The sequence below is a fragment of the Vogesella sp. XCS3 genome (genome assembly GCF_020616155.1).
Classification (GTDB): Bacteria; Pseudomonadota; Gammaproteobacteria; order Burkholderiales; family Chromobacteriaceae; genus Vogesella.
Genome location: NZ_CP085530.1, coordinates 2517501 through 2539869 on the forward strand (window position 1 = coordinate 2517501; position 22369 = coordinate 2539869).

The 22369-nt window shown below is 63.2% G+C and carries 22 protein-coding genes and 1 pseudogene (1 of these 23 running past the window's edge); 8 read left to right on the forward strand and 15 right to left on the reverse strand.

Translation table 11 applies throughout. From position 1 onward, the window contains the following. The 4 genes from LCH97_RS12050 to LCH97_RS12065 all read left to right on the forward strand — a co-directional run. Window positions 1-211, forward strand: partial view of a MotA/TolQ/ExbB proton channel family protein gene (locus LCH97_RS12050; RefSeq protein ID WP_227301899.1) — the end only. The gene continues 464 nt to the left of window position 1, outside the view; only the last 211 of its 675 coding nucleotides appear in the window; its start codon lies beyond the left edge, outside the window; the stop codon is at window positions 209-211. Then, window positions 198-611 (forward strand): biopolymer transporter ExbD, encoded by a 414-nt coding sequence (locus LCH97_RS12055; RefSeq protein ID WP_227301900.1) that lies wholly within the window; start codon window positions 198-200, stop codon window positions 609-611. The genes LCH97_RS12050 and LCH97_RS12055 overlap by 14 nt, the downstream gene beginning before the upstream one ends. A 122-nt stretch (window positions 612-733) precedes the next feature. Then, a complete protein-coding gene (locus LCH97_RS12060; protein WP_227301901.1) occupies window positions 734-1414 on the forward strand; it encodes a Fe2+-dependent dioxygenase in 681 nt (226 codons plus the stop codon). Window positions 1415-1990: 576 nt separating this feature from the next. After that, complete coding sequence (locus LCH97_RS12065) at window positions 1991-2890, forward strand: LysR substrate-binding domain-containing protein (protein ID WP_227301902.1); 900 nt, start codon at window positions 1991-1993, stop codon at window positions 2888-2890. On the opposite strand, the gene LCH97_RS12070 is transcribed toward LCH97_RS12065, so the two are convergent. The 8 genes from LCH97_RS12070 to LCH97_RS12105 form a co-directional block, all read right to left on the reverse strand. Next, window positions 2885-4891 carry a hypothetical protein gene (locus LCH97_RS12070; RefSeq protein WP_227301903.1) on the reverse strand — a complete coding sequence of 669 codons (2007 nt, stop codon included), beginning with the start codon at window positions 4889-4891 and terminating at the stop codon, window positions 2885-2887. The two genes, LCH97_RS12065 and LCH97_RS12070, sit on opposite strands and share 6 nt — an antisense overlap. After that, complete coding sequence (locus LCH97_RS12075; RefSeq protein ID WP_227301904.1) at window positions 4888-5580, reverse strand: PilW family protein; 693 nt, start codon at window positions 5578-5580, stop codon at window positions 4888-4890. Before LCH97_RS12075 ends, LCH97_RS12070 begins: the two co-directional genes overlap by 4 nt. Further along, window positions 5577-5981 (reverse strand): prepilin-type N-terminal cleavage/methylation domain-containing protein, encoded by a 405-nt coding sequence (locus tag LCH97_RS12080; protein ID WP_227301905.1) that lies wholly within the window; start codon window positions 5979-5981, stop codon window positions 5577-5579. The genes LCH97_RS12075 and LCH97_RS12080 overlap by 4 nt, the downstream gene beginning before the upstream one ends. After that, window positions 5962-6417, reverse strand: coding sequence for a Tfp pilus assembly protein FimT/FimU (locus LCH97_RS12085; protein ID WP_227301906.1), 456 nt, complete (start codon window positions 6415-6417; stop codon window positions 5962-5964). Before LCH97_RS12085 ends, LCH97_RS12080 begins: the two co-directional genes overlap by 20 nt. Beyond that, entirely contained in the window at window positions 6411-6884 is a 474-nt protein-coding gene (locus LCH97_RS12090; protein ID WP_227301907.1) for a type IV pilin protein, read from the reverse strand. The genes LCH97_RS12085 and LCH97_RS12090 overlap by 7 nt, the downstream gene beginning before the upstream one ends. 324 nt (window positions 6885-7208) lie before the next feature. Further along, window positions 7209-10289 carry an efflux RND transporter permease subunit gene (locus tag LCH97_RS12095; protein ID WP_227301908.1) on the reverse strand — a complete coding sequence of 1027 codons (3081 nt, stop codon included), beginning with the start codon at window positions 10287-10289 and terminating at the stop codon, window positions 7209-7211. After that, a complete protein-coding gene (locus tag LCH97_RS12100) occupies window positions 10286-11626 on the reverse strand; it encodes an efflux RND transporter periplasmic adaptor subunit (protein ID WP_227301909.1) in 1341 nt (446 codons plus the stop codon). The genes LCH97_RS12095 and LCH97_RS12100 overlap by 4 nt, the downstream gene beginning before the upstream one ends. Before the next feature lie 227 nt (window positions 11627-11853). Continuing rightward, window positions 11854-12033 (reverse strand): hypothetical protein, encoded by a 180-nt coding sequence (locus LCH97_RS12105; RefSeq protein WP_147695315.1) that lies wholly within the window; start codon window positions 12031-12033, stop codon window positions 11854-11856. Window positions 12034-12239: 206 nt separating this feature from the next. On the opposite strand from LCH97_RS12105, the gene LCH97_RS12110 reads away from it, so the two are divergent. From LCH97_RS12110 to LCH97_RS12120, 3 genes are all read left to right on the forward strand, one after another. Further along, complete coding sequence (locus LCH97_RS12110; protein ID WP_227301910.1) at window positions 12240-12632, forward strand: YidB family protein; 393 nt, start codon at window positions 12240-12242, stop codon at window positions 12630-12632. A 216-nt stretch (window positions 12633-12848) separates the two neighbouring features. Continuing rightward, window positions 12849-13025: a hypothetical protein gene (locus LCH97_RS12115; protein ID WP_227301911.1), complete on the forward strand. Its 177-nt coding sequence runs from the start codon at window positions 12849-12851 to the stop codon at window positions 13023-13025. Window positions 13026-13055: 30 nt separating this feature from the next. Further along, entirely contained in the window at window positions 13056-13520 is a 465-nt protein-coding gene (locus tag LCH97_RS12120) for a CPBP family intramembrane glutamic endopeptidase (protein WP_227301912.1), read from the forward strand. Window positions 13521-13724: 204 nt separating this feature from the next. Here LCH97_RS12120 and LCH97_RS12125 read toward each other — a convergent pair whose 3' ends face one another. The 4 genes and pseudogenes from LCH97_RS12125 to adh form a co-directional block, all read right to left on the reverse strand. Beyond that, entirely contained in the window at window positions 13725-14411 is a 687-nt protein-coding gene (locus LCH97_RS12125) for an META and DUF4377 domain-containing protein (RefSeq protein WP_227301913.1), read from the reverse strand. Window positions 14412-14591: 180 nt separating this feature from the next. Continuing rightward, window positions 14592-15248, reverse strand: a complete 657-nt coding sequence (locus LCH97_RS18865) for a methyl-accepting chemotaxis protein (RefSeq protein ID WP_370630733.1) — start codon at window positions 15246-15248, stop codon at window positions 14592-14594. A 207-nt stretch (window positions 15249-15455) separates the two neighbouring features. Beyond that, a pseudogene (locus LCH97_RS18870) lies at window positions 15456-16715 on the reverse strand (FIST signal transduction protein); the annotation flags it as partial. Window positions 16716-16882: 167 nt separating this feature from the next. Further along, the gene (gene adh, locus LCH97_RS12140) at window positions 16883-18397 is read right to left on the reverse strand and encodes an aldehyde dehydrogenase (protein WP_017510156.1); all 1515 of its coding nucleotides are present in this window, start codon (window positions 18395-18397) and stop codon (window positions 16883-16885) included. A 271-nt stretch (window positions 18398-18668) separates the two neighbouring features. Between adh and LCH97_RS12145 the strand changes: the two genes are divergently transcribed. Continuing rightward, complete coding sequence (locus tag LCH97_RS12145) at window positions 18669-20558, forward strand: sigma-54-dependent Fis family transcriptional regulator (protein ID WP_227301914.1); 1890 nt, start codon at window positions 18669-18671, stop codon at window positions 20556-20558. A gap of 9 nt (window positions 20559-20567) precedes the next feature. On the opposite strand, the gene LCH97_RS12150 is transcribed toward LCH97_RS12145, so the two are convergent. The 3 genes from LCH97_RS12150 to LCH97_RS12160 form a co-directional block, all read right to left on the reverse strand. After that, window positions 20568-21278 (reverse strand): hypothetical protein, encoded by a 711-nt coding sequence (locus LCH97_RS12150; protein WP_227301915.1) that lies wholly within the window; start codon window positions 21276-21278, stop codon window positions 20568-20570. Window positions 21279-21347: 69 nt separating this feature from the next. Continuing rightward, window positions 21348-21710 (reverse strand): roadblock/LC7 domain-containing protein, encoded by a 363-nt coding sequence (locus LCH97_RS12155; protein ID WP_017510159.1) that lies wholly within the window; start codon window positions 21708-21710, stop codon window positions 21348-21350. A 22-nt stretch (window positions 21711-21732) separates the two neighbouring features. Further along, the gene (locus LCH97_RS12160) at window positions 21733-22368 is read right to left on the reverse strand and encodes a roadblock/LC7 domain-containing protein (RefSeq protein ID WP_227301916.1); all 636 of its coding nucleotides are present in this window, start codon (window positions 22366-22368) and stop codon (window positions 21733-21735) included. Window position 22369 lies beyond the last annotated feature (1 nt).

A 22369-nucleotide genomic window follows, 5' to 3' on the forward strand; every position in this document is an offset into this window, starting at 1 on the left:
GCAGGGTCAGGTATCGATCGGCACCGTAGCCGGGCCGATCGGCGAAGCGCTGGTGGCCACTGCGGCGGGCCTGGCTGCAGCCATTCCTGCGGTACTGGCTTACAACACCTTTACCCGCCTGAACCGCCTGATCAACCAGGACATGGATCACTTTACCCACGACCTGCACGCACACCTGCTGACACTGGGAGGCAAAGATGGCATTCGGTAGTTTCGACAAGGGCGCCGATGCGCCGATGTCCGAGATCAACACCACACCGCTGGTGGACGTGATGCTGGTGCTGCTGGTGGTGTTCATCATTACCGCCCCGCTGCTGACCAATGCCGTGAAGGTAGACTTGCCGCAAGCCAGCGCGGCCGCGCATCAGGAAAAGCAGGAAGCGATCCGCCTGAGCATCGACGCCAGCGGCAAGATCTACTGGAACGATGTGCCGATGGAAGAAGGCCGGCTGAAAAGCCGCTTTGCCGAAGCCGCTGCGGCCAACCCTCAGGTGGAGCTGCACCTGCGCGCCGATAAGGCCGTGCGCTACGAAGTGGTGGCCGAAGCGCTGGCCGATGCCCAGAACGCAGGCGTCAGCCGTATCGGGTTTGTGACCGAAGCCCAGCAGTAAACCTCGAGCGGCCTGCCTGACAGCAGGCCGTTTTGCCTATCGCGGCAGGCCGATAGGCAAAACGCTGGCCCGGCGCCCCACCCGTCCACGCCGTTTGTCTACCCTGCCTTACAGGAATCATCATGCTGTTGCACATTCCCGCCGTGCTCACCCCCGAAGAACTCGCCCACGCCCGCAAGCTGCTGCTGGCCGCCCCCTGGCAAGATGGCCGCACCACCGCAGGCCAGCAGGCCGTGCAGGTGAAAAACAATCTGCAGCTGCCACCAGAGAGCGATACCGCGCGCGAGTTGGCCGCATTGGTGCGTAGCGCACTGTTCCGCCACCCTCTATATATGTCGGCCGCGCTGCCGCACACGCTGATGACGCCCATGTTCAACTGCTATCAGGGCGGCATGACCTACGGCAACCACGTGGACAACGCCATCCGCCGCGACCCGCTCAGCGGGCAAAATGTACGGACAGACGTATCGTGCACCCTGTTTTTCAGCGATCCGGAAGAATACGAAGGGGGCGAGCTGATCGTAGAGGACACCTACGGGACGCATAGCGTGAGGTTGCCGGCCGGCGATGCCATCCTGTACCCGTCCACCAGCCTGCACCGTGTAGAACCGGTCAGCGCCGGCGCGCGGCTGGCTTCGTTTATGTGGACACAGAGTATGGTGCGCAGCGACACCCGCCGCGCCATGCTGTTCGATATTGATATGGCTATCCTGCAGCTGCGGCAGAAGGTAGGGGACTGCGAGGAAGTGATGTCGCTGACCGCCACCTATCACAACCTGCTGCGGGAGTGGGCGGAAGTATAAGGTTGGCCGCACGGACAAAAAAAAACCCGCCGGACGAATCCGGCGGGACACCGTGGGACAGAGCAAAACCCTGATAAATCAGGATTTGACAGCACGCGGCACGCCGCATGCTGCTCGGACAAGCACAGTATCCGACGGGTAGACCATACCCGTGACAGTCAGATACCTGCAGGCCCTACCACAGCCCGTTTCCGGGCGGGTTTGGTACTGGTGCTACGGCAAACCGTTGCACCGGAATTCATTGGCCTTGCTACCGCATTACAGTGTAGCAAGCCCTGCGTGTCATACCCAGCAAATAAACACTGCGACACCAGCATGATGATAGCGCAGGCAATGCCAGTGTTGCAGACTAAAACAGTGTTTTATTGCCACATTTTAAGCCATGCATTAAATGCATTGCTCCAAAACATTACTCTACGCAACAAATCACAACAAAAACAGTAGCAATGAAAGCTAAGCCTCTATTCTTGCACACTGTTTTACTCACACCAGCAATCAAGCTTACCCATATCAGCTTGCATTGACAAAGCATGAATGCGCATGTTTACCATGCGTAAAATTCATGGAGCAATAATAATGAAACTGCCCCCGCTCAATGCCCTGCGTGTCTTCCTGGTGGCTGCCGAACACCATTCATTTACCAAGGCAGGCGAAACCCTGCACCTGACCCAAGGGGCGGTGAGCCGCCATATCCAGACGCTGGAAGCCCACTACGGCCTGCCCTTGTTTGTACGCCAGGCCAGGGGGCTGACACTCACACCCGAAGGTGTCGCCTTGTTCCCTGCCGTGCGCGACGCCTTCTCGCGTATCGAAGCCGCCAGTGAAGCCATTTCCCGCCGCTCGCGCGAGCTGCGGGTCAAGGCCAGCCCGTCGATTGCCTCGCGCTGGGTACTGCCGCGTTTTACGCAGTTTCGTAACCGCTACCCGGACCTGATGGTCAGCCTGGTCACCGTGACCGGCTTTGACCCCAACTTCAAAAGCCGCGAATACGATATTTCCTTTCAGGCGTGCGAAACCCAGGAGCCGGGGCTGATTTACCACCGCCTGCGCGGCGCCCGCTTTGTCCCGGTGGCTTCCCCGGCACTGTTCAAAGACAAGCCGCGGCCAAGCATGGAACAGTTTCTGGACTACCCCTTGCTGCACCCGTCCCATGAAGACCAGTTCTGGTCGCAATGGTTCGCGCTGTCGGGCATGAACCCAGGTAGCAGTATCGAAGCCTACGCCTTCGATACGCTGGATCTGGCCATTACCGCCGCCTCGCGCGGCATGGGGATTACGCTGGCCGAGGAGAGCATGATTGCCGACGATCTGGCCAATGGCACCCTGGTGCAGCTGTCCGATGTCGCCCTGGTCACCAGCTGGGCTTACTACCTGATCTACCCGCAAGAGCTGGCCACCCTGCCCAGCGTGATTGCCTTCCGCGACTGGGCGCTGAGCGAATTCAGCGATACGCCGCCGCCGCAAGACACCCTATAGCGGCCGCACCCGTGCCAGGCTGCTGCCGGTAATGGTACCCGTGCCGCCGCTACCGCTGCCGCCAGCCTGGCCGCCCTGCCCGCTACTGCTACCGCTGCCGGGTGCCGTGCCATCACCACCATTGTCGATATAGCTTTGGTCCGGCGCCAGCGTACTGACATCGATCTCCAGCCCGTCATGGGTGATCTCGCTGATATCGCCATCGGCCAGCGTCTGGCCATCGCCCACCCATACCGCACCGAGTATGGTGACCCGCTGGCCGCTCACCAGAATCAGTTTGCTGATCACCACATTGCCCGCTACCGACCAGCCATTGGGGGCAAACGAGCCATTCACCACCACCGCCATATTGCCTACCGGTATGCCCTGATGCTCGCCCTGGCTATCGGTCCAGGTTTTCAGGTGGCCCGCGCCATCACATAGCTGGCTGGGGTAGGCCAGCTGGCTGCACGCGGCTGCCGTACGCGGCGTGGCACTGCCGCTGGCTGAAAAATTCGGCGCCACCAGCGAACGCAAACCGCTATTGGCCAGTGTCAGCGTGCCACCCGAGAGCAGGGTGTTATAAAGCACGCTGTTACCGGCGCTGATTTCCACACTGCCCGCGTTGGCCGCCGTGGTTTTGAACAAGACCACGCCCGGCGGCATCTCCAGGCCAGCCAGCTTACCCCAGCCCGTGGCAGCAGTTTTTTCCCACAGCCGGCAGCTGCCGCCGTTACAGCGCAGCAGCGGGATGGTGGGGGCGGCCGGGAAACTGGTCATGGCCAGCGTCGTCTGGCTCAAGTCATAGGTGCCCGACAGGTCTACCCCGCTGCTGCTACGCATATGCTGGATCTTCAGCGTAGGGCGGCCCTGATGCTGCTCGTCGAAATAGAACACGTAATTGGCCAGTGCTTCCAGCCGGTTGGCGTCCTGGTTCACCAGTGCCGTCTGGCACTGCACCGGCGGGATGGTTTGCGGAACGCGCGTGGACAGCCTGGGTATCACGTATTCGCTCCCCTCTACTACCGGCTCGGTACAGGCAAAGCGGCCATCTGCCAGGCGGCAGGTGGCCAGCTGCGCCGCCGTGTTGTAGCCGGGGATACCATACGCCTGGCCGCCGATGCTGCCGCTTTCCAGCGTGGGCAACAGCCAGGGCGACGGCGCATACAGATTGCCGCCGCCCTGCAGGCTGCGAATCTCCAGCGGGCCGGTAGCCAGAAACTGCTGGTAGCTGATGCGCTGGTAGCGCGAGGCACCACCCGGGCGCAGGCGGCCGTCTTCGGCGTTGCCACCTATCACCACGCTGCGCGCCTGCAGCGACACATCCTGTGCCGTGGCGCCGCCAAATACCCAGATATCGCCCTGCGCCAGATAGCTGCCGGTGTACGCGCCATTGCCACCGATCTTGATATTGCCGGTAGCGCAGGTGGGCGATGAGGCCGAGGTGCTGATCTTGTCGATATTGATGTCCCCATCTACCGAGACACCCCCCATCCCGCTGGCACCATTGCGCACCTGAAACAGGTTGCCACTCACATTCAGGCCGCCGTTCACCGCCAGGCCGGTTTGCAGCCGCGGGTAGGACGGGCTGGCGCTGCTCAAGCGCAGCCCTGCCGCCAGCGTCGCCGTGCTGTTAGCGCTGCGGCCAACGACGTGAAAGCAGTATTCCCCCGCCGTTACATTCGAACAGCTGGCCTGGTAATGCACCGTCGCCAGCGTCTGGCCGGCTGCATTACGTATCGCCACCTCCTGCAGCGAAGGCAGGTCGCTGGCCTGCTTGCCCTGCACATACTGGCGCAACGCTTCCACCCCGGCCCAGGCATTGATTTCGGCCTGGGTTCGCGCATGCAGGGCGTGGTTACTGTCCTGCGCCCCCTTGGTGTAATGCATCACCCCCAGGGTCAACGCAGACAGCGACATACCGGTGAGCAGCACCACCAGCAGCGCCGCCATGCCGCGCTGGGCGTGGCGACGGGCAGGGAGATGACGGCGCACAGGCCGGGCAACAGCGGGTTTGGTCATTGAAAATTCATCAGGCAAGTATGGCTATCTACGCGCTGGCCAGCGCTGTAGGCCAATGCAGAAATACGTACGGTGTATACGCCGCCACTGGCGCTACTGCCCACGCCGAATGGCTGGCAGCCACCCGCGGCACGCGATACGGCAAAGCTGGCCACCCCGGCGCTAGCTAGGCTGTCGTGCCCGCGCGGCGGTGCGCCCAGCAGCTGTTCGGCCTGCGCCCAGCCGGCCCAATCCATACTGCTGCCGTGGATGCGCCACAAACCGCCACTGGCCGGAGCGTACAGGCCGTCGTAGCGGAACACGCCGGACGCATCGCGGCTACGCCAGAGCAGCGCCTGCCCCTGCCCCGCCTGCGCCACCAGCGTGCCACTGGCCGGCGCCAGCAACAGCGCCTGGGCACTGCCGCCCAGCGTGGCGTTTTGCAGCAGCCGTAAATCGTCGGGGTAGCGTGGCACCGGTACGCTACCCGAAGCCGTCACGGCAAAATAACCCGCCTGCGCCAATAGCTTGTCTGCGGCCAACAGGCCGGTAGCCAGCTGAGCGTCCGTCTGCACACCCAGCCGGCTTAGCGCGGTGACGCGGCTGGTGGTACGCGACAGCGACAACATGGCCATGACGGCAAACATGGCCAGCAGCATGCCTATCAGCAGCTCCAGCATCGATATGCCAGCCTGATGGCGGCGGCTCATGAGCCCTGGGGGTCGATACGCACCTCCCCTTCCAGCAAGCTGCCACTGGCACGGATAGCAGGCATGGCCACCGACACCGTCTGGCTGGCCATACCGCCGGACAGCGGTACCACGCTCAGCGTGGTCACCACACTCTGGCAGCTGGCCTGCACGCTACCGCCCCCCAGGGGCAGCTCGCTACTGCGCGGCGTGGTGCTACGGCACTCGCCACGGCTCAGCGCCTCGCGCAGCTGGCTCACCGTCAGGTGCAAGCTGCTGCTGTGGCGCTGTGCCACGGCTGCCTTGGCCGCGATATAGGCCGTACCGATGCCGATAATGGACATCAGCAACAGCGTGATCAGCGCCTCGAGCAGGCTGATGCCGCGCTGCTGGCGGCTGGGTTTAGCGTAGCGTGGCAACAAGGCGATCCCCCCCTGCGGCGCTCACCGCGTAATGACGACACGCGCCTAATGGCAGGCCGTTATTGTCCAGCCGCAGCACATTGCCACAGCCTAGCGCGGCGGCTGCCGCGTCCTCTGCCAGGAAAAATGCCACCCCGTCTGCCGCTGTCACCGACCACGCCAGCGTACCGCTACTGCCTTCCCGCACCTGCACACGCTGGTTATCCAGAATCAGCAACGTCGCCGCCGGCGTGTTGCCGATACTGGCCAAGGGGTTGCGCAGCGCCAGGGCGCGGGTTTTGGCATAGGCCTGCAGCAGCTGGCTATCGGCCTGGCTGATGCGGGCATTGGCAACCCAGCTGCGTGTCAACGGCACGCTGGCTAGCAGCAACAGCAAGCCGATACTGAGCACCACCATGGTTTCCACCAGGCTAAAGCCCGCGGCGCGGCCTACCATACCGAGATCCCGCCGCAGGCCGCGCCGCCGTTTACCGCACGGATATTGCTGCTGGACAGCGTCAGCTCGCAGCCCTCGTTCACACCACCTGCCAGCCCGGTCGCCTTCAGGGTGTAACTGCTGGCGCTGGCCTGCACCACATAACGGAAACGGTCGCCCCGCGCCGGTGCCCATGGCGAAGCGCTGGTGCCGGAGGCCAGGTAGGCCAGCGTGCTGCTGGTATCTGCCGTCGGGTTACTGGCCGGCTGCGGGTACACCAGCTGGCGCTGGTACAGGTTTTCCATGGCCAGGCTCAAGGCCACCAGATCGGCCGCCGCTGTTTGCGCCCCGCTGCGCCGCACGTAGCTCTGGTAGGACGGCAAGGCCACCGATAGCAAAATGCCGAGCAGGGCCACCACGACAACCAGCTCAAGCAGCGTAAAGCCACGCAGTGCCCGTCTGGCAGGGATAGAAGAAACTGGATGCAAAACTGGAGCCTTATTGGTATTAATTTAGAAACATTGCTCTAAATGCTTGTTTTTAAATATTAAAATAGAAAACACATAGTAACTCAGCCAGGAAATATTGCCAATGTGCCTTTTTAAGCACAATTTATTACGCAATATGCAGACATATCTAGCCATTTTTCATGCCTGCATGTCGGGCAAATGCGCTTAATTGGTAGTTTTGTGGTATTACCTACACAACCTTTCATCGCACCATGGCAAAAAAACCACACTACGCCATACGCATGAAAAAGCCCGCCGGCTGCCAGGCAGCGGGCGGGTCGATAACATAAAACAGGCGGCGGTTTAGCCAGCCGCTACCTTGCGGCCAACCCTAGCGGCCAAGCCGTCAAACCACAGGTAGAGCACCGGGGTGATGTACAGCGTCACCAGCTGCGAGAACAGCAGGCCGCCCACTACCGCCACACCCAGCGGCTGGCGCAGCTCGGCGCCGGCACCCAGCGCCAGCGCAATCGGCAGCGCGCCCATCATGGCGGCCAGCGTGGTCATCAGGATGGGGCGCAAGCGTAGCAGGCAGGCGGTACGGATGGCCTGTTGCGGGCTCATGCCCTGCTCGCGCTGCGCTACCAGCGCAAAGTCGATCATCATGATGGCGTTTTTCTTCACGATACCGATCAGCATCAGGATGCCGATGCTGGCGATGATGGTCAGCTCCTGATTCAGCAGCATCAACGCGCCCAAAGCACCCATGGCCGCCGACGGCAGGCCGGCCAGGATGGTGAGCGGGTGGATGTAGCTTTCGTACAGCACGCCCAGCAACACGTAGATCACCAGCAAGGCCACCAGCAGCAGCGTGGTCTGGCTGCTTTGCGACTCGGCAAACGCCGCGGCGTCGCCGGCGTAGCTGGTAAACACGCTGGCCGGCAGGCCGATTTCCTGCTGCATGGCTTTCAGGCGCGCGTCCACCTCGCCCAGCGCCACGCCCGGCGGCAGGTTGAACGACAGCGTCACCGCCGGCAGCTGGCCCTGATGGCTGATCGATACCGGCCCCACGGTACGCTGGATGCTGGCCACGCTGGTCAGCGGCACCAGCTCGCTACCGCTGCCGCGCACGTACAGGCGGGTGAGGTCGTACTCGTTCACACGCTGGCTATCGTCCAGCTGCAGCAGCACCGAGTAGTTGTCGTTGTCGGTGTAGATGGTGGCTACCTGGCGCTGGCCAAAGGCGGTGTACAGCGCGGTGCGGATGGCCTGCATGCCCACCCCCAGCTGCGCCGCCTTGTCGCGGTCGATACGCAGCTCGGCCTGCAAGCCCTTGCGCTGCGCGTCGCTGTTCACGTCCTGGAACAGGCTGTCCTTGCGCATGGCGCGCTCCAGCTTCTCGCCCCAGTCGTACAGGCTGCTGCTGTCCACGCTCTGCAGCACGTACTGGTAGCGGCTCTTGCTGCTGCGGCCGCCCAGGCGCAGGTTCTGCACCGGGTTGATCGCCGCGCTCAGGCCGTTCACCTTGCGCAGGTCCTTGCGCAGGTCGTCCACCACCTGGTCGATCTTGCCGCGCTGGCCGCGTGGCTTCAGCGTGACGAACATGCGCCCGCCGCTGCCGCTCACCGACGACGTCACCGCTGCCACGTGCGGGCTTTGCTGCACGATGGTGGCCGCGCGCGCCTGCAGTGCGGCCAACCTGTCGTAGGACACATCCTGCGGCACCTCGGTATTGATGCTGACCTGCCCGGTGTCCTCTACCGGGAAAAAGCCCTTGGGAATGGCGTGGAACATCCACGCCGAACCGGCCACGGTGCCCAGCGCCACCAGCAATGTCAGCCGGCTGTGGCGCAGCGCGGCGTCCAGCGTGCGCTCGTAGGCCGCCAGCAGCGCATCGAAACCGCGCTCAAACGCACGGGCAATGGCGTGACCCTGGCCGGCGTCGGCGTGGTGCGGCATGTGGTCGCGGCGCAAAAAGCGCGAGGCCAGCAGCGGAATCAGCGTGAGCGACGCCACCGCCGACACCAGAATGGCCAGCGACACCACCACGGCAAATTCGTGGAACAGCAGGCCGATCACGCCATCCATGTAAAAGATGGGGATGAAGATAGCCACCAGCGACAGCGAAATGCTGACGATGGTGAACGCGATCTCGCGCGAGCCTTTCAGCGCCGCCGTCATCGCGTCGTCGCCCTCCTCCATGTAGCGCACGATGTTTTCCAGCACCACGATGGCGTCGTCCACCACCAAGCCCACCGCCAGCGTCAGGCCCAGCAGCGAGATGTTATCGATGGAATAACCCATCAGGTACATCAGGCCCAGCGTACCGATCAGCGAAATCGGCAGCGTCAGCGCCGGTATCAGCGTGGCGGCCATACGCTGCAGGAACATGAAGATCACCATGATCACCAGTGCTACCGTCAGCAGCATGGTGAGGTTCACGTCGTGCACTGCCTCGCGGATAGCATCGGAGCGGTCGGACAGTGGTGTCATACGCACCGAGCCTGGCAGCTGGCTTTCCAGCTTGGGCAGCATGGCGCGGATGGCGTCCACCACCGCCACGGTGTTGGCGTCGGACTGGCGGAACACCGCCAGCACGATGGAGCGTTCGCCGTTCACCCAGCTGCCGGTCTTCAGGTTCTCGATGCTGTCTTCCACCGTGGCCACGTCGGCCAGGCGCACCACGCTGCCATTACGATTACCCACCGCCATGGCGGCAAACTCGGCGGCGCTCTTGAGCTGGCTGTCGGACTGGATGGTGAGCACCTGCGACGGGCCTTCCAGCGTGCCCAGCGGCGTATTGCCGTTGGCCGCACGCAGGGCGGTGGCCACCTCGTCCAGCGTCAGGTTACGCGCGGCCAACCTTTGCGGGTCGGCCTTTACCCGCACCGCGTAGCGCTTCTGGCCAAAGATCTGCACCTGGGCCACGCCGTTGATGGTAGACAGCGTGGGCGACACCAGGCTGTCCACATAGTCGTTTAGCTGGGTGAGCGACAGCGCCGGCGAATTCAGCGCCAGCAGCAAAATAGGCGCGTCGGCAGGGTTCACCTTGCGGTAGGACGGCAGGCTGGTCATCTCGTCCGGCAGGCTGCGCTGCGCGCGCAGCAAGGCGGCCTGCACGTCCAGCGCGGCACCGTCCAGATTACGCCCGGGCTCGAACTCCAGCGTCACCGAGGTGCTGCCCTGGCTACTGCTGGAGCTGATTACCGCGACACCGGGAATGGTGGCGAACTGTTTTTCCAGCGGCGTCGCCACCGAGCTGGCCATGGTCTGCGGGCTGGCACCCGGCAGGCTGGCCGACACGTTGATGGTGGGCGTCTCGTAGCTGGGCAGCGCGGCGATGGGGATGCGCTGCAGCGCCAACAAACCGCCGATAATCAGCGACAGGCACAGCAGCACCGTCATCACCGGGCGGCGGATACAGAGCTCGGAAATATTCATCATTGCGCTCCGCTGGCTGCACGCTGGCGTTTGCCACCCTCGGCCCGTGGCGCGCTGGCGTCGGCACCTGCGGCCCGGGCGCCTTTATCGCCACCGGCTGCAGGACTGCACTCGGCCAGGTTCTGGCTACCCTTGCCGCCAGCGCGGCCGCCACGGCTAGCTTCTGCAGCCGCGCTGCTGGCTTCGCTGCGGCCAACCTTGGCCGCCGCCGGGGCACTGGCATCCTGCTTGCGCGGCGGCGCCAGCGTCACCAGCTCCCCTGGGCGCACGTTCTGGCCGCCATTGACCACTACCTTCAGGCCGGGGGCAATACCGCGCACAATGGCGCGCTCGTTCTGGATGGCCAGCAGCGTCAGCGGCACGCGCTGCGCTTTTTTGTCTTCGCCCACGGTGTAGGCAAACTGGCCGTCGGGGCCGGTAAGCAAAGCCGCTACCGGCAGGTTGGCCGCGCCTTCATAGCGCCCGGCCTGCAGCGCCACATTAACGAACTGGCCCGGCCACAAGGCCGTGCCGGCATTGTCGAAACGGGCTTTGAGCAGCACGTTGCCGCTGCTGCTGTCCACGGCGCTATCGATAAATGTCAGCTCGCCGCTGTGGCACTGGCCCGCGCCGTTACCGCTGCGCGCCACCACCTTCAGCGGGCCGGCCTGCTGCGCCTGGCGCACCGCCTGCAGCTGCTGCTCCGGCAGGGTAAAGCTCACCGCGACCGGCGACATGCGCGTCAGCGTGAGCATAGCCGTGGCCATGCCTGGCTGCACCAGCGTACCGGGCGACAGGCTGATGGCGCCGACACGGCCGTCTACCTGCGCGTAGATGGCCTTCTGGCGCAGGCTGACACGGGCCGATTCCACCGCTGCGCGGTCTGCGGCCAACGTAGCCTGCAGGCTGTCTACCTTGCCCTGCAGGGCGTCCAGCGCGCTTTGCGAAATGAATTGCTGGCGGAACAGGTCGCGCCCGCGTGCCAGGTCGCGCTCGGCAATCTTCAGCTGCGCCGCGTCGCTGGCCTGCTGCGCCTGCACCCGTGCCAGCGCGGCGCGCTCGGCGGCGTCATCCAGCTGCACCAGCAGCGTACCGGCCTTGACCATGCTGCCTTCCTGCACCAGCACGCGCCCCACTACGCCGGACACCTGCGGCTTTACCTCCACACGGTCCAGCGCGGTGACCGTGCCATTGGCGGTGAGTACCACCGGCAGCCGGTTGGGCTGCGCCGGTGCCAGCGCCACCACCGGCGGGCGTTTGGCCCGCGCGTTTTTATCTACCGCAGGCTGCTTGCCTGCCTGCCACCACACCGCTCCACCGGCTACCGCCAGCACCACGGTCCCTGTCAGCCATTTATTCATTGTCGCTATCGTCCAGTCTTGCCATGGCCACCAGCATAAACAATTTGTGCGACAGGCTTATGTGTTACTTCATTAATGAATATGAACACACTGTGCATAGCAAATGCTTACACCACATTCGCGACACACCCAGCGCTAAAACGCAGGCCCAACAAGCAAAACACCCCCAGGCGCAGTGCGCGTGGGGGTGTCAGCCATACCACCTGCCCGTGCGGGCAGCGTGGCGCTTACTTCTTGTCGTCGGGCACGTGGCTTTTCAGCAGTTTGCCCAGCAGCGGGTTGTCCAGTTTTTTGTCGTTCTTGGCATTGGATTCTTTGCCGAAACGGTCTGGCGAGCCGGCTTTGCGAATGCTCTCGCGTACCTTGATCGCTTCAAAACGCTGCAAGTCGAAGTGGTTGATAGGCATGGCCTGCTCCTGAATGGCAAAACACGGCAGTATGCGGCAGCACGGCGCGAAAGTCCATGCCGCGCTTGCAAAATCGTGTAGTGAAAACAAGCAGTTAAAACGACAAGCCTGGTGCTCGCACCCGCCATCGATTTATAGAAACATTTATCTGTAACAAGAAAGGGTTTAAGTTGGACACTCTTTTACCACCATACGAAAGGCACACCATGAGCATCCTCGACCAACTGGGCAGCCTGCTTGGCAATAGCGAACAAGGTGGCCTGCTGCAGGCTGCCAACACCCTGCTGAACGACAACGGCGGCGTGGCAGGCCTGGTAGAAAAATTCCAGAACGGCGGCCTGGGCGAGATCGTCTCGTCCTGGGTAGGCACCGGTGCCAACCTGTCCATCACCCCGGAACAGATCCAGAGCGTGCTGGGTAACGAGCAGATCGCCGGCCTGGCCGAAAAACTGGGCATCGACCCGGCCGTGGCCTCGCAACAGATCGCCGAGCACCTGCCCACCGTGATCGACAAGCTCACCCCCAACGGCCAGGTAGAAGGCGACAACCTGCTGGCCCAGGGCGCCAGCCTGCTGGGTGGCCTGTTCAACCGCGGCTAAGCCCGCATCCCGCACCAAAGGTTGGCCGCGTGCGGCCAACCTGCAGCAGCACCAGGCGCCAAGCCGGGCATGGCCGGCTGCAACCATCCTCCTCCACAGCTTGTCACCACGGCCTTGCTATTGCCAGGGCAATGGTTGCTTGCCTGCAAAACCACATCGTCATAATATCGACGTGCCCATTTGTCGGCCTGTCCCCCCCCACCCAAGGTCAACAGCATGAACCTGCAAACCATCCTGCAAGGGGCCAACACCGGCCTGCTGATCTTTGCCCTCACCGTGATTACCCAGCGCTTGTCCACCCCGGCCAGCCTGCTGGAGCCTGCCAGCTACGTGCTGATCGGCATCATCGTACAGCTGGCCTTTAGCCGGATCAGCCAGCGGCGAGCCCGCTAAACCAGTAGCAAGGGCATCCGGATACACATCATGCTTTTCCCCCTCATCCATAGTTTGAGAAGGTACCTTGCTGGCCGAGGGGTCTGCTTTTTCGTCTTGATGCTGTTCTTATCCAAAGCCGTCCTTGCCACGGTTTTTGCCTTTTTCTCTATCAGCAGCAGCGAGCAGTCATTAGCATTCACACCGTTCTTCTGGATCAAGATCGTCTTCATCAAACCCCTGCTGGAAACTTACTTCCTGCAAAAGCTGCCACTGGATTTCTTTTCCCGTCATCACACCAGTACCACGGCGATCATGATTTCAGCCACGCTTTTTGCCTTCATGCACTATGACGGCATGGCCGATGTGATAGTGGTCTTTCCCTGCGGAATATTGCTTGCCATCGCGTACCTCGATAGCCCAAATCGCCGCCGCGGCTTTTTATTCACCTTTACCATCCACGCGCTTCATAACGCTGCGGTAATGGCGTTGACGCTGCTTGGCCGGGTTTGGTGACATAAGGCATGTGCCGTAAACACAAGCGAATACGTTGCAAAGCTTGGACTTTTTAATAACACCATAGCGCGTACCGCAACACACTGCCCCACACTGCCGTCAGCGGCACCGTTCAGACACACCATTACGTTGCGGCCAACCTTACGGCAAGACAAAGCCCCGGCGTACCGGGGCTGTTGCTGTACCACCTCCACTGCGTACCAATCAGGGCGCGATGCGGATCTGCTCCACGATGCTATCCAGCACCCAGCGGCGGTCTGGCGCGTCGGCTGGCGGGTTGGCCACCTTGATCTCGCGGATGCGCAGGCGGTAGGCAGTGCCGGCTTCGGCGGTGAAGCCTTCGATCTCGCCATAATGGTGTTGCCACGGCTGTTGCTGGCTCTCGCGTACCTGCAGGCACTGCATCGGGGCCACGCCCACGCAGGTGCGGCGCTCGGGGGCCACGTAGATCAGGCGTGTGGTGCTTGGCTCGGCTGCCGCCGCAGGTTTGGCCGGTTTGGCAGGCGCTGCCGGCTGGGCTGCTGCGGCCACCGGCTGCCATACCTGCTGCTGGGCCACTTCGCCGATCAGCAGTTTGTCGCCGTCCAGGCGTACTTGCGGGCGGCTGCGCAGCAGGGCGGCCAGGGCTTGCTCGCGCTGCATGGCTTCCGGCGCGCAGGCCATCAAGGTACTGGCCAGCGTACCCACCACCAGGCGGCCTTGTTCGATGCGGGCGGGGCCGAACATCTGGTTGCAGCCGGCGTTGGCCGATAGCTGGCCGTCTGTCAGCTGCAGGGTTTGCAGTGGCTTGCCATCGGGTCCGCTTTGCTGCCATTTGCCTTGCTGCGGCACGGTGCTGCTGGCGCAAGCCCCCAATAGCAGCGACATCATGGCGATAGTGACGCCTTTCATGTGCATCTCGTGCTCCTTTATTCAGTCAGTTGGGCAGCTTATGCCACGGCCTGGCACGGGTCAATGCCAACGCCTTAACAAATGTAAACGCGGTCACACACGGTCACACCCGCACAGCAAAAAGCCCGTTACCGGCAAAGCGGTAGCGGGCTTTCTCGCCGCCAGGCCTGGCGGTACGGCTTATTGTTTTTCCAGCTGCAGGATGGCGTCCAGCTCTTTGTCCACTTCGCGCATGCGGGCGTACAGGCTCTCGGTCTGCGCCAGCATGCTGTCTACGCGCTGTTTACTGTCCTGCGAGGTGCTGGCCAGCTGGTGCAGCTTGCCCACGACCTGCGCCATCTCGCCGGCAAAGCCGCTGACCTGGCTGCCCATGCCGCGCACATCGCCGCCCACGTCGCGTACGCCGTTCATCACGTTGTCCACCGCACCGCCGGTGGCGTCCAGATTGGATTGCGTGGTGTTGGCCAGCTTGCGTACTTCGTCGGCGACCACGGCAAAGCCGCGCCCGGCCTCGCCTGCTCGTGCGGCTTCGATGGCGGCGTTCAGTGCCAGCAGGTTGGTTTGCTCGGCGATCTTCTTGATCATCTGCATCACGTCGCCGATCTGCTGCGCGTCTTTTTCCAGCGCGCCGATGCGGCCGGTTACGTTGCTGGCGGTTTGCGCGCCTTGGTCTACTTCCTTACCGAAGCGGCTGATGTCCTGTTCGATGCTGCCCAGGTGTTCTACCAGCTGGGCGGTGGTATCGCGGAACAGCGGCAGGCTTTCCATCAGCTGGCCCGCAAAGGCTTTGTAGCCGTTGAGTTCTTCGATGACGCGGCTCTTCATCTGCCCGGTCATGCGCGCGCGTTGCAGCTCGCGGCGGTAGAAGTAGTTCTTGAAGTTGGCGTAGTGCACCGGGAAGCGGTCGACAAAGTCGTCGCGGAAGGTGTCACTGGCCGGGTAGAAGAAGATGGCCGTCAGCGTCTGGTTGATGTTCACACCCAGCAGCTCGCCAAAGGTAGAAAAGCCGGCGGTGGGAATATCGCCGTACACATTGGCGCGGGCCAGCGCGCTGGCGTTATTGAGGCGGCGCAGGATGCAGTCGTTAAGGATACCTCCCACCGGCTGCGGCTTGCTACGGCTGAACTGCTCAAAATCGCGCGCGGTACGCTCGGCCAGGTCGACACTGCGCAGCAGGAACAGCTGCTCGCCAAACGCGAGGTCGCAGGCAAACTGCAGATAGCCTTCCTGCTCGTTGATAGCCAGTACCGAGCGCACAAACAGTTCGTCCTGGATCTTGATGCCAAAGCTGTGGCTTTGCAGCTTGGCGCCCAGCTCGCTGCGCTGGCAGCGGAAATGCTGGCACAGCGCGTCCAGCACGTTGCGGATCTCGCCGCTCTTGCTATCGATCACCGAATGCACGCGGCGCAGCTCGGTATTGGCCTGGGCAATGGTGAAGCTGGTACCGGTGTCTTCAAAGTTCTGGCTCTTGAAGATGCCGTAGCGGTAGGCGGGCGCCAGCTTGATGAAGGCGAACACGGCGTGGCCGTCGCGCACCTGCTGGCCGTCGTAGATCCGCGTCATGCTGAAATCCAGCGGGCCGCCGGCCGAGCCGCCCACAAACAGATAGGGCAGCTTGCCGGACTCGTACAGCGCCTCCATCAGGTAGCTCTCGCTGTTGGACAGGCCGTCCACCAGCGTCAGCACAAAGCCCTCGTCGTGGCGCATGGCAAACGGCAGGTTGATGCGGCCAACGTTGTCTTTCAGCTTGGCCAGGCGGTTTTCATGGCTCAGGCTGGGCTGGCCGGCCTTGATGTCTTCACACGCCAGCGGCACGGCCGTGACGTGCACATCGGACACCAGCGCGGCGTCAAACAGCTGGAACACCATGGTTTGCCACTGGCCGTTGGCAGGCAGATACAGGGTGTCCTGGCGGCTGGCACTGCACAGCTCGCCGGCGGTGGTGGTCAGTACGACTTTGGCTTGCGGAAAATGGCGCGCCACGCTGCGGCCAACTTGCTCCAGGTTGGCCGCAGGGTTCACATAACCCAGCACCAGCTTGATGCTGCCGCTGGCTTTGGCCTGCAAGGCTTGCTCGTAACCCTGGTTGTCGGTACGCACGATGTGCAGCAGCGCTGCCGCTGCGGCAGTACTGGCGTTGTCGGGGACAGAAGAACGTTTCTTGTTGAAGAAAAACATGCGTGCTCCAGCGGTTGTCGTTGTGTACAGCCCGGGCCAGGCCGAGCCATGATTTTTATTTTTATAGATTATCCTGCCATGCAGGTAATCATCTCCATAAAAAATGCCACCTGTGTTGAGAAACATCAGGTGGCAGCCAAACTGCCCGCCGCGAGCGACCACGACAAACAGGGGAGGAAGACGAATCACTGCGTAGACTGGCGGGCATCACCACGATGGCCCGCCAGCACGGTAAAGCGGGTGACCACCCCGGCTGCAGCACCCGCGAGCCAGGGCAGTGCAAGCCAAACCGTTTAGAAGAAGCCCAGTTTGTCCTCGCTGTAGCTCACCAGCAGGTTTTTGGTCTGCTGGTAGTGGTCCAGCATCATCTTGTGGGTTTCGCGGCCGATACCGGACTGCTTGTAGCCACCAAAAGCGGCGTGCGCCGGGTAGGCGTGGTAGCAGTTGGTCCACACGCGGCCCGCCTCGATACTGCGGCCCATATGGAAGGCGGTGTTCATATTGCGCGTCCACACGCCGGCACCCAGGCCAAACAGGGTGTCGTTGGCGATATGCAATGCCTCGTCGATATCCTTGAACGGGGTCACCGACAGCACCGGGCCAAAGATTTCTTCCTGGAAGATGCGCATCTGGTTATGGCCCTGGAACACGGTAGGCTGGATATAGAAGCCGTTTTCCAGCCCGCCGCCCAGGTGGGCACGGTCGCCGCCCGCCAGTACGGTAGCGCCTTCGTCCTTGCCCAGCTGCAGGTAGCCCTGGATCTTGTCCATCTGCTCTTGCGACGACTGCGCACCGATCATGGTGGACGGGTCCAGCGGGTTGCCTTGCTTGATTTCGGCCACACGCTTGAGCGCGCGCTCCATGAAGCGGTCGTAGATGGACTCGTGTACCAGCGAGCGGCTAGGGCAGGTGCACACTTCGCCCTGGTTCAGCGCAAACATCACGAAGCCTTCGATGGCCTTGTCGAAGAAGGCGTCGTCCTTGGCGGCCACGTCGTCAAAGAAGATATTCGGCGATTTGCCACCCAGCTCCAGCGTGACCGGAATCAGGTTTTCGCTGGCGTAGTTCATGATCAGGCGGCCCACCGGGGTAGAGCCGGTAAAGGCGATCTTGGCGATGCGCTTGCTGGTGGCCAGTGCCTTGCCTGCCTCGGTACCAAAGCCGTTCACGATGTTCAGCACGCCCGGCGGCAGCAGGTCGCCCACCAGCTCGGCAAACACCAGGATGGACAGCGGGGTCTGCTCGGCAGGTTTCAGCACGATGCAGTTACCGGCCGCCAGCGCCGGGGCAATCTTCCAGGCGGCCATCAGCAGCGGGAAGTTCCACGGAATGATCTGGCCCACCACGCCCAGCGGCTCGTGGAAGTGATACGCCACGGTGGTGGCGTCGATCTCGCCGATGCTGCCTTCCTGTGCGCGGATGCAGCCGGCAAAGTAGCGGAAATGGTCGATAGCCAGCGGCAGGTCGGCCGCCGTGGTTTCACGAATAGGCTTGCCGTTGTCGAAGGTTTCTACCGTGGCCAGGGTGGCCAGGTGCTGCTCCATGCGGTCGGCAATACGGTGCAGGATGAGCGCGCGCTGGGCCACGCTGGTTTTGCCCCAGGCCCCTTTGGCGGCGTGGGCGGCGTCCAGTGCCAGCTCGATATCGGCCGCATCGGAGCGCGGGATCTCGCACAATACCTGGCCGGTCACCGGGGTGATGTTCTCGAAATAGCGGCCATTGACCGGTGGCTGCCACTGGCCATTGATGAAGTTGGCGTAACGGGTTTTCAGGTTCAGGCCGTATTGTGCCGGGGTAATCGCGCTCATCTGTGTCTCCTTTGTGTTGGTGTCACCTCGCCGGGTGTAAACACCACACTGCACCTACCGTGCCAGCTTGTAGCCATGCTGCAGTGCAGCTCTTCTGCACCGCCCGCCTGTGCTGCAATCCGGTGCATGCATGTTGCATTGCAATAAATAAAGGATTTCTGGCTGGCAGCTTCGCCATGCCGCCAGCCCCACGCTCAGCCCTGCAGCCGGCGGCTAGCTGTGCCAGACTGACACAACTGTCGCAACAGCGTGACACAGTACGGAGAACACCATGTCTACCCTGCCCCTGGCCGAAATCCGCCGCCGTTTTTTTGACGGTGACGAGCTACCGGAAAACAGCGTACCGCAGCCTATCCTGCATTCCTGGCGGCGTTGCCTGGGTCTGGGCTTGTCGGCCGCACGGCTGCGCCCGCCCGAGCGGCTGGACAACCAGCGCCTGGCGCACCGCCAGCAAGACAATGCCGACTGGCTACAGCTGGCCAGGCCGGCGATCGATGCGCTATTCGACAGCGTGGTGGACGAAGGCCATGTGGTGATTGTGGCCGACCGCGACGGCGTGATCCTGAACCAGATGGGCCACCCGGCGTTTCTGGACCGCGCCGAACGCGTGGCGCTGCTACCCGGCATGGACTGGCGCGAAGACGTGCGCGGCACCAATGCCATCGGCACCGCACTGGTCACCGGCGCGGCCGTACGTGTGCGCGGCAGCGAGCACTATCTGGAGCGCAACCGCCAGCTATCCTGCACCGCCAGTACCATCGTCGACCCGCAGGGGCAGATGCTGGGCGTACTGGACGTTTCCGGCCTGCCGCGCAAGCTGGGCGAGGCGCAGCAGCTGCAAGTGGTTACCGCGGTACGCCATATCGAACAACGCCTGTTCGACGAACATACCCGCAGCCTGCACGAGCTGCGCTTTGCCCCCGACCCGGCCACGCTGGCCACCCCGCGCTGCGCGCGGCTGGCTTTTGACGACGATGGCGTGCTGCGTGCGGCCAACCGTGCGGCGCTTAGCCTGCTGGGGCTGGACTGGCACTGCCTGGGCCAGACCCGCTTTGCCGGCCTATCGGGCCTGAGCATGGAGCACTGGCTTAGCCGCCACGGCAGCGGCGTGGCCTCGCTACGCCACGGCGGGCAGCTGTACTCGGCCAGCCTGCTGCCCCCCAGACAAGCGGTGGCCCATCACGGCAGCGTCTTGCTGCATAGCGCGCCACCAGCTGCCAGCCCGCGCCGGCCTGCCGCAGGCGGGCAACACGAGCGGGCAAGCGACAAGGTTGGCCGCAAGCAGGACCTGGCTTTGCCACCGGGCATGCTGGACACCGCGCGCCGCCTGCTGGAGGCGGATATTCCGGTACTGGTGCTGGGTGAAACCGGCGCCGGCAAGGAGCGCTTTGTGCAGGCACTGCACGCGGCCAGCAGCCGCGCCGCTGCGCCGCTGGTAGCGGTAAACTGCGCCGCCATCCCGGAAGGGCTGATCGAGTCGGAACTGTTTGGCTATGAGGAAGGCGCGTTTACAGGCGCCCGTCGCCAGGGCGCGAAAGGGCGTCTGCGCGAGGCCGACGGCGGCATACTGTTTCTGGATGAAATCGGCGACATGCCGATGAGCCTGCAGGCCAGGCTGCTGCGCGTACTGCAAGAGCGCCTGGTGGTGCCGCTAGGCGGGGGCCCCGGGCAAAAAGTGGACGTGCGCATTGTGGCGGCCACCCACCGCCAGCTGGAACAGGAGGTCGCCGCCGGGCGCTTCCGTGCCGACCTCTACTACCGGCTGTGCCACTACCCGCTAACGCTGCCACCGCTGCGCGAACGCGGCGACGTGGCGCAGATTGCGGCCAACCTGCTGCTGCAACACGGCAGCGCCGGGCGCGGCATTACCCTGTCGCCGGCGCTGGCCGACTTTATCCGCCGCTACCCGTGGCCGGGTAACCTGCGCCAGCTGGATAACCTGCTGCGCACCCTGCTGGCGCTGGCCGACGATGGCACGGTGCTGACCCCGGCACACCTGCCCGCCAGCCTGCGCGGCCAGGAAGATACCCCGCGCCACACTGCCAACACACTGCACAGCCTGCTACAGCAGCACGGCGGTAATGCCAGCGCCGCCGCACGGGCACTGGGTATCAGCCGCAGCACGTTTTACCGGCGGCTACGCGAAGCCGGGCCGGCATGAGGCGGCTGGTTACCAGCCCATCTGTCTGGCAATCTCCGCCTTGAGCGCCACGCCCCAGCGCATCTGGCTGGCGATAAAGGCACGGGTAGGTTTGTCCAGCGAAGCCAGATCGCTGGCCTGCCCTGCCGGCAGCGCAACGGTACGCGTGTAGAAATATTCCAGGTAGTCGCCATCGCGGCTTTCCATCACGCTGGTGGTCAACACCAGCTGGGTCTCGCCATTGGCTTTATCCACCGCCTTGCGCCCGCTTACCTTCACGCAGCTTTGGCGGTCGGTTTTCTTGCTGTCCAGCTGCTGCTGGTAAACCACCACGTCGTCTTTAGCCTGGCTGGCATCGCGGCAGCTGTCGCTGAGCGACGATAGCCAGATACGGTTGGACGGTGGCGAAATCAGGGTTTGCAGATAGATCTGGTCGCCACTTTGCGGGTCTTGCAGATCCAGCGCCGCGTCCGCCGTAGCGCCGTCTACGTCACCACTGCCGACCTGGGTAACATCCGGTGCAAAGGTATTGACCTCGCTAATCACCCAGCTACCGGCAGGCAGGGTGACCAGCTTCTTGCCGACGGCAAATTGCTGCAGGGTATCGCCTATCAGAAAGTGCTTCTCAAACTTCTGGCGGCGTGCTTGGCCGCTTTCCAGCCAGCCAAAGGTCAAGGGCTCGGCCAGCGCGTGGCCGCACAATACCAGCAGCAAGCTGGCCATCAGCGTTGTTTTTTTCATGGTGATCTCTATGCAATCCGTGGCCGCATGATAAACAGCTATGCTATTTATGCATAGAGCAACCGTGTGCTACAGGATTTCTTCCACGCTGCGTGCCGCGCGCTTGGCGTCCAGGAAGATCAGGCCCAGCTTGGCTTCCTTGCGTGCAATCACGGTCAGCACCGCGTCGCGGCCGGCATAGCTCATCAGGATATAGCCGGCGTCGCCTTTTACCATCACCTGTTCGAGCTCGCCGCGTGCCAGCTCGCGCGCGGTACGCTCGCCCAGCGACAGCATGGCGGCGGCCATGGCACCGACACGGTCTTCGTCGACGCCTTGTGGCAGCAACGCCGCCATGGTGAGGCCATCGGCCGAGATGATGGCGGAGGCTTCGATATCAGCCGAGGCGCCATTAAGGTCGCTAAGAATGGATTTGAGCAGTTGTTCGCGCATGGTGGTGGTTTCCGGTAATCGTTCAGGCGTAACGGCGGCACAGCGCCTCGGTCATGGCAACAAAGGCGTTATCGCCCAGTCGGGGTTGGCCGCCAATCACCAGTACAAACGACTGGCGGCCCAGATACAGCGGGTGAAAACTCAGCTCGGCATGACCGGCAGGGTCGATCAGTGCCCAGGCCTGGGCACCCAGCCCCAGGTTCTGGTTCAGCAAGCGGGCGTGGCGGCGGCCCAGGCTGACGATGTCACCGGCCAGCGCGGCGATCTGCTCGGCGGCCTCGTGGCGGAAACCGGCCGTGGCGTAGTACAGGCCATTGTCGTCGGCCAGCAGCGCACGGCCTTCGCCGGACAAGGCGGCCAACAAGGCCGGCAAGCGGCTTTCCAGGCTACCGGCCGGCTCGCTGCGCCCGGTCAGGCTACCGCTGACAAAGCCCAGGCGCTGCAAACGGTACAGCACGGCCAGCGCTTGCGCCGGGCTGTCTGTCGCACTCCACTCCTGCAACCTGGCCTCGGTCAGCGCCAGCTCGCCACCGTGTTGCAGCAGCTGCAGCAACAGCTGCCGGTCGCTACCTTCGTCGCGCGTGCTCACCGCGTACCAGGCCCCCGCAGGGGTAAGCCCGGCGTAGAGTGCGCCATTCAGGCTGAGCGTGCTGTCCATT

Coding starts and splice junctions, on each gene's coding strand:
- LCH97_RS12055 (WP_227301900.1), top strand. CDS start 198: ATGGCATTCGGTAGTTTCGACAAGGGCGCCGATGCGCCGATGTCCGAG.
- LCH97_RS12060 (WP_227301901.1), top strand. CDS start 734: ATGCTGTTGCACATTCCCGCCGTGCTCACCCCCGAAGAACTCGCCCAC.
- LCH97_RS12065 (WP_227301902.1), top strand. CDS start 1,991: ATGAAACTGCCCCCGCTCAATGCCCTGCGTGTCTTCCTGGTGGCTGCC.
- LCH97_RS12070 (WP_227301903.1), bottom strand. CDS start 4,891: ATGACCAAACCCGCTGTTGCCCGGCCTGTGCGCCGTCATCTCCCTGCC.
- LCH97_RS12075 (WP_227301904.1), bottom strand. CDS start 5,580: ATGAGCCGCCGCCATCAGGCTGGCATATCGATGCTGGAGCTGCTGATA.
- LCH97_RS12085 (WP_227301906.1), bottom strand. CDS start 6,417: ATGGTAGGCCGCGCCGCGGGCTTTAGCCTGGTGGAAACCATGGTGGTG.
- LCH97_RS12095 (WP_227301908.1), bottom strand. CDS start 10,289: ATGATGAATATTTCCGAGCTCTGTATCCGCCGCCCGGTGATGACGGTG.
- LCH97_RS12100 (WP_227301909.1), bottom strand. CDS start 11,626: ATGAATAAATGGCTGACAGGGACCGTGGTGCTGGCGGTAGCCGGTGGA.
- LCH97_RS12105 (WP_147695315.1), bottom strand. CDS start 12,033: ATGCCTATCAACCACTTCGACTTGCAGCGTTTTGAAGCGATCAAGGTA.
- LCH97_RS12110 (WP_227301910.1), top strand. CDS start 12,240: ATGAGCATCCTCGACCAACTGGGCAGCCTGCTTGGCAATAGCGAACAA.
- LCH97_RS12115 (WP_227301911.1), top strand. CDS start 12,849: ATGAACCTGCAAACCATCCTGCAAGGGGCCAACACCGGCCTGCTGATC.
- LCH97_RS12120 (WP_227301912.1), top strand. CDS start 13,056: ATGCTTTTCCCCCTCATCCATAGTTTGAGAAGGTACCTTGCTGGCCGA.
- LCH97_RS12125 (WP_227301913.1), bottom strand. CDS start 14,411: ATGAAAGGCGTCACTATCGCCATGATGTCGCTGCTATTGGGGGCTTGC.
- LCH97_RS18865 (WP_370630733.1), bottom strand. CDS start 15,248: ATGACCGGGCAGATGAAGAGCCGCGTCATCGAAGAACTCAACGGCTAC.
- adh (WP_017510156.1), bottom strand. CDS start 18,397: ATGAGCGCGATTACCCCGGCACAATACGGCCTGAACCTGAAAACCCGT.
- LCH97_RS12145 (WP_227301914.1), top strand. CDS start 18,669: ATGTCTACCCTGCCCCTGGCCGAAATCCGCCGCCGTTTTTTTGACGGT.
- LCH97_RS12150 (WP_227301915.1), bottom strand. CDS start 21,278: ATGAAAAAAACAACGCTGATGGCCAGCTTGCTGCTGGTATTGTGCGGC.
- LCH97_RS12155 (WP_017510159.1), bottom strand. CDS start 21,710: ATGCGCGAACAACTGCTCAAATCCATTCTTAGCGACCTTAATGGCGCC.
- LCH97_RS12160 (WP_227301916.1), bottom strand. CDS start 22,368: ATGGACAGCACGCTCAGCCTGAATGGCGCACTCTACGCCGGGCTTACC.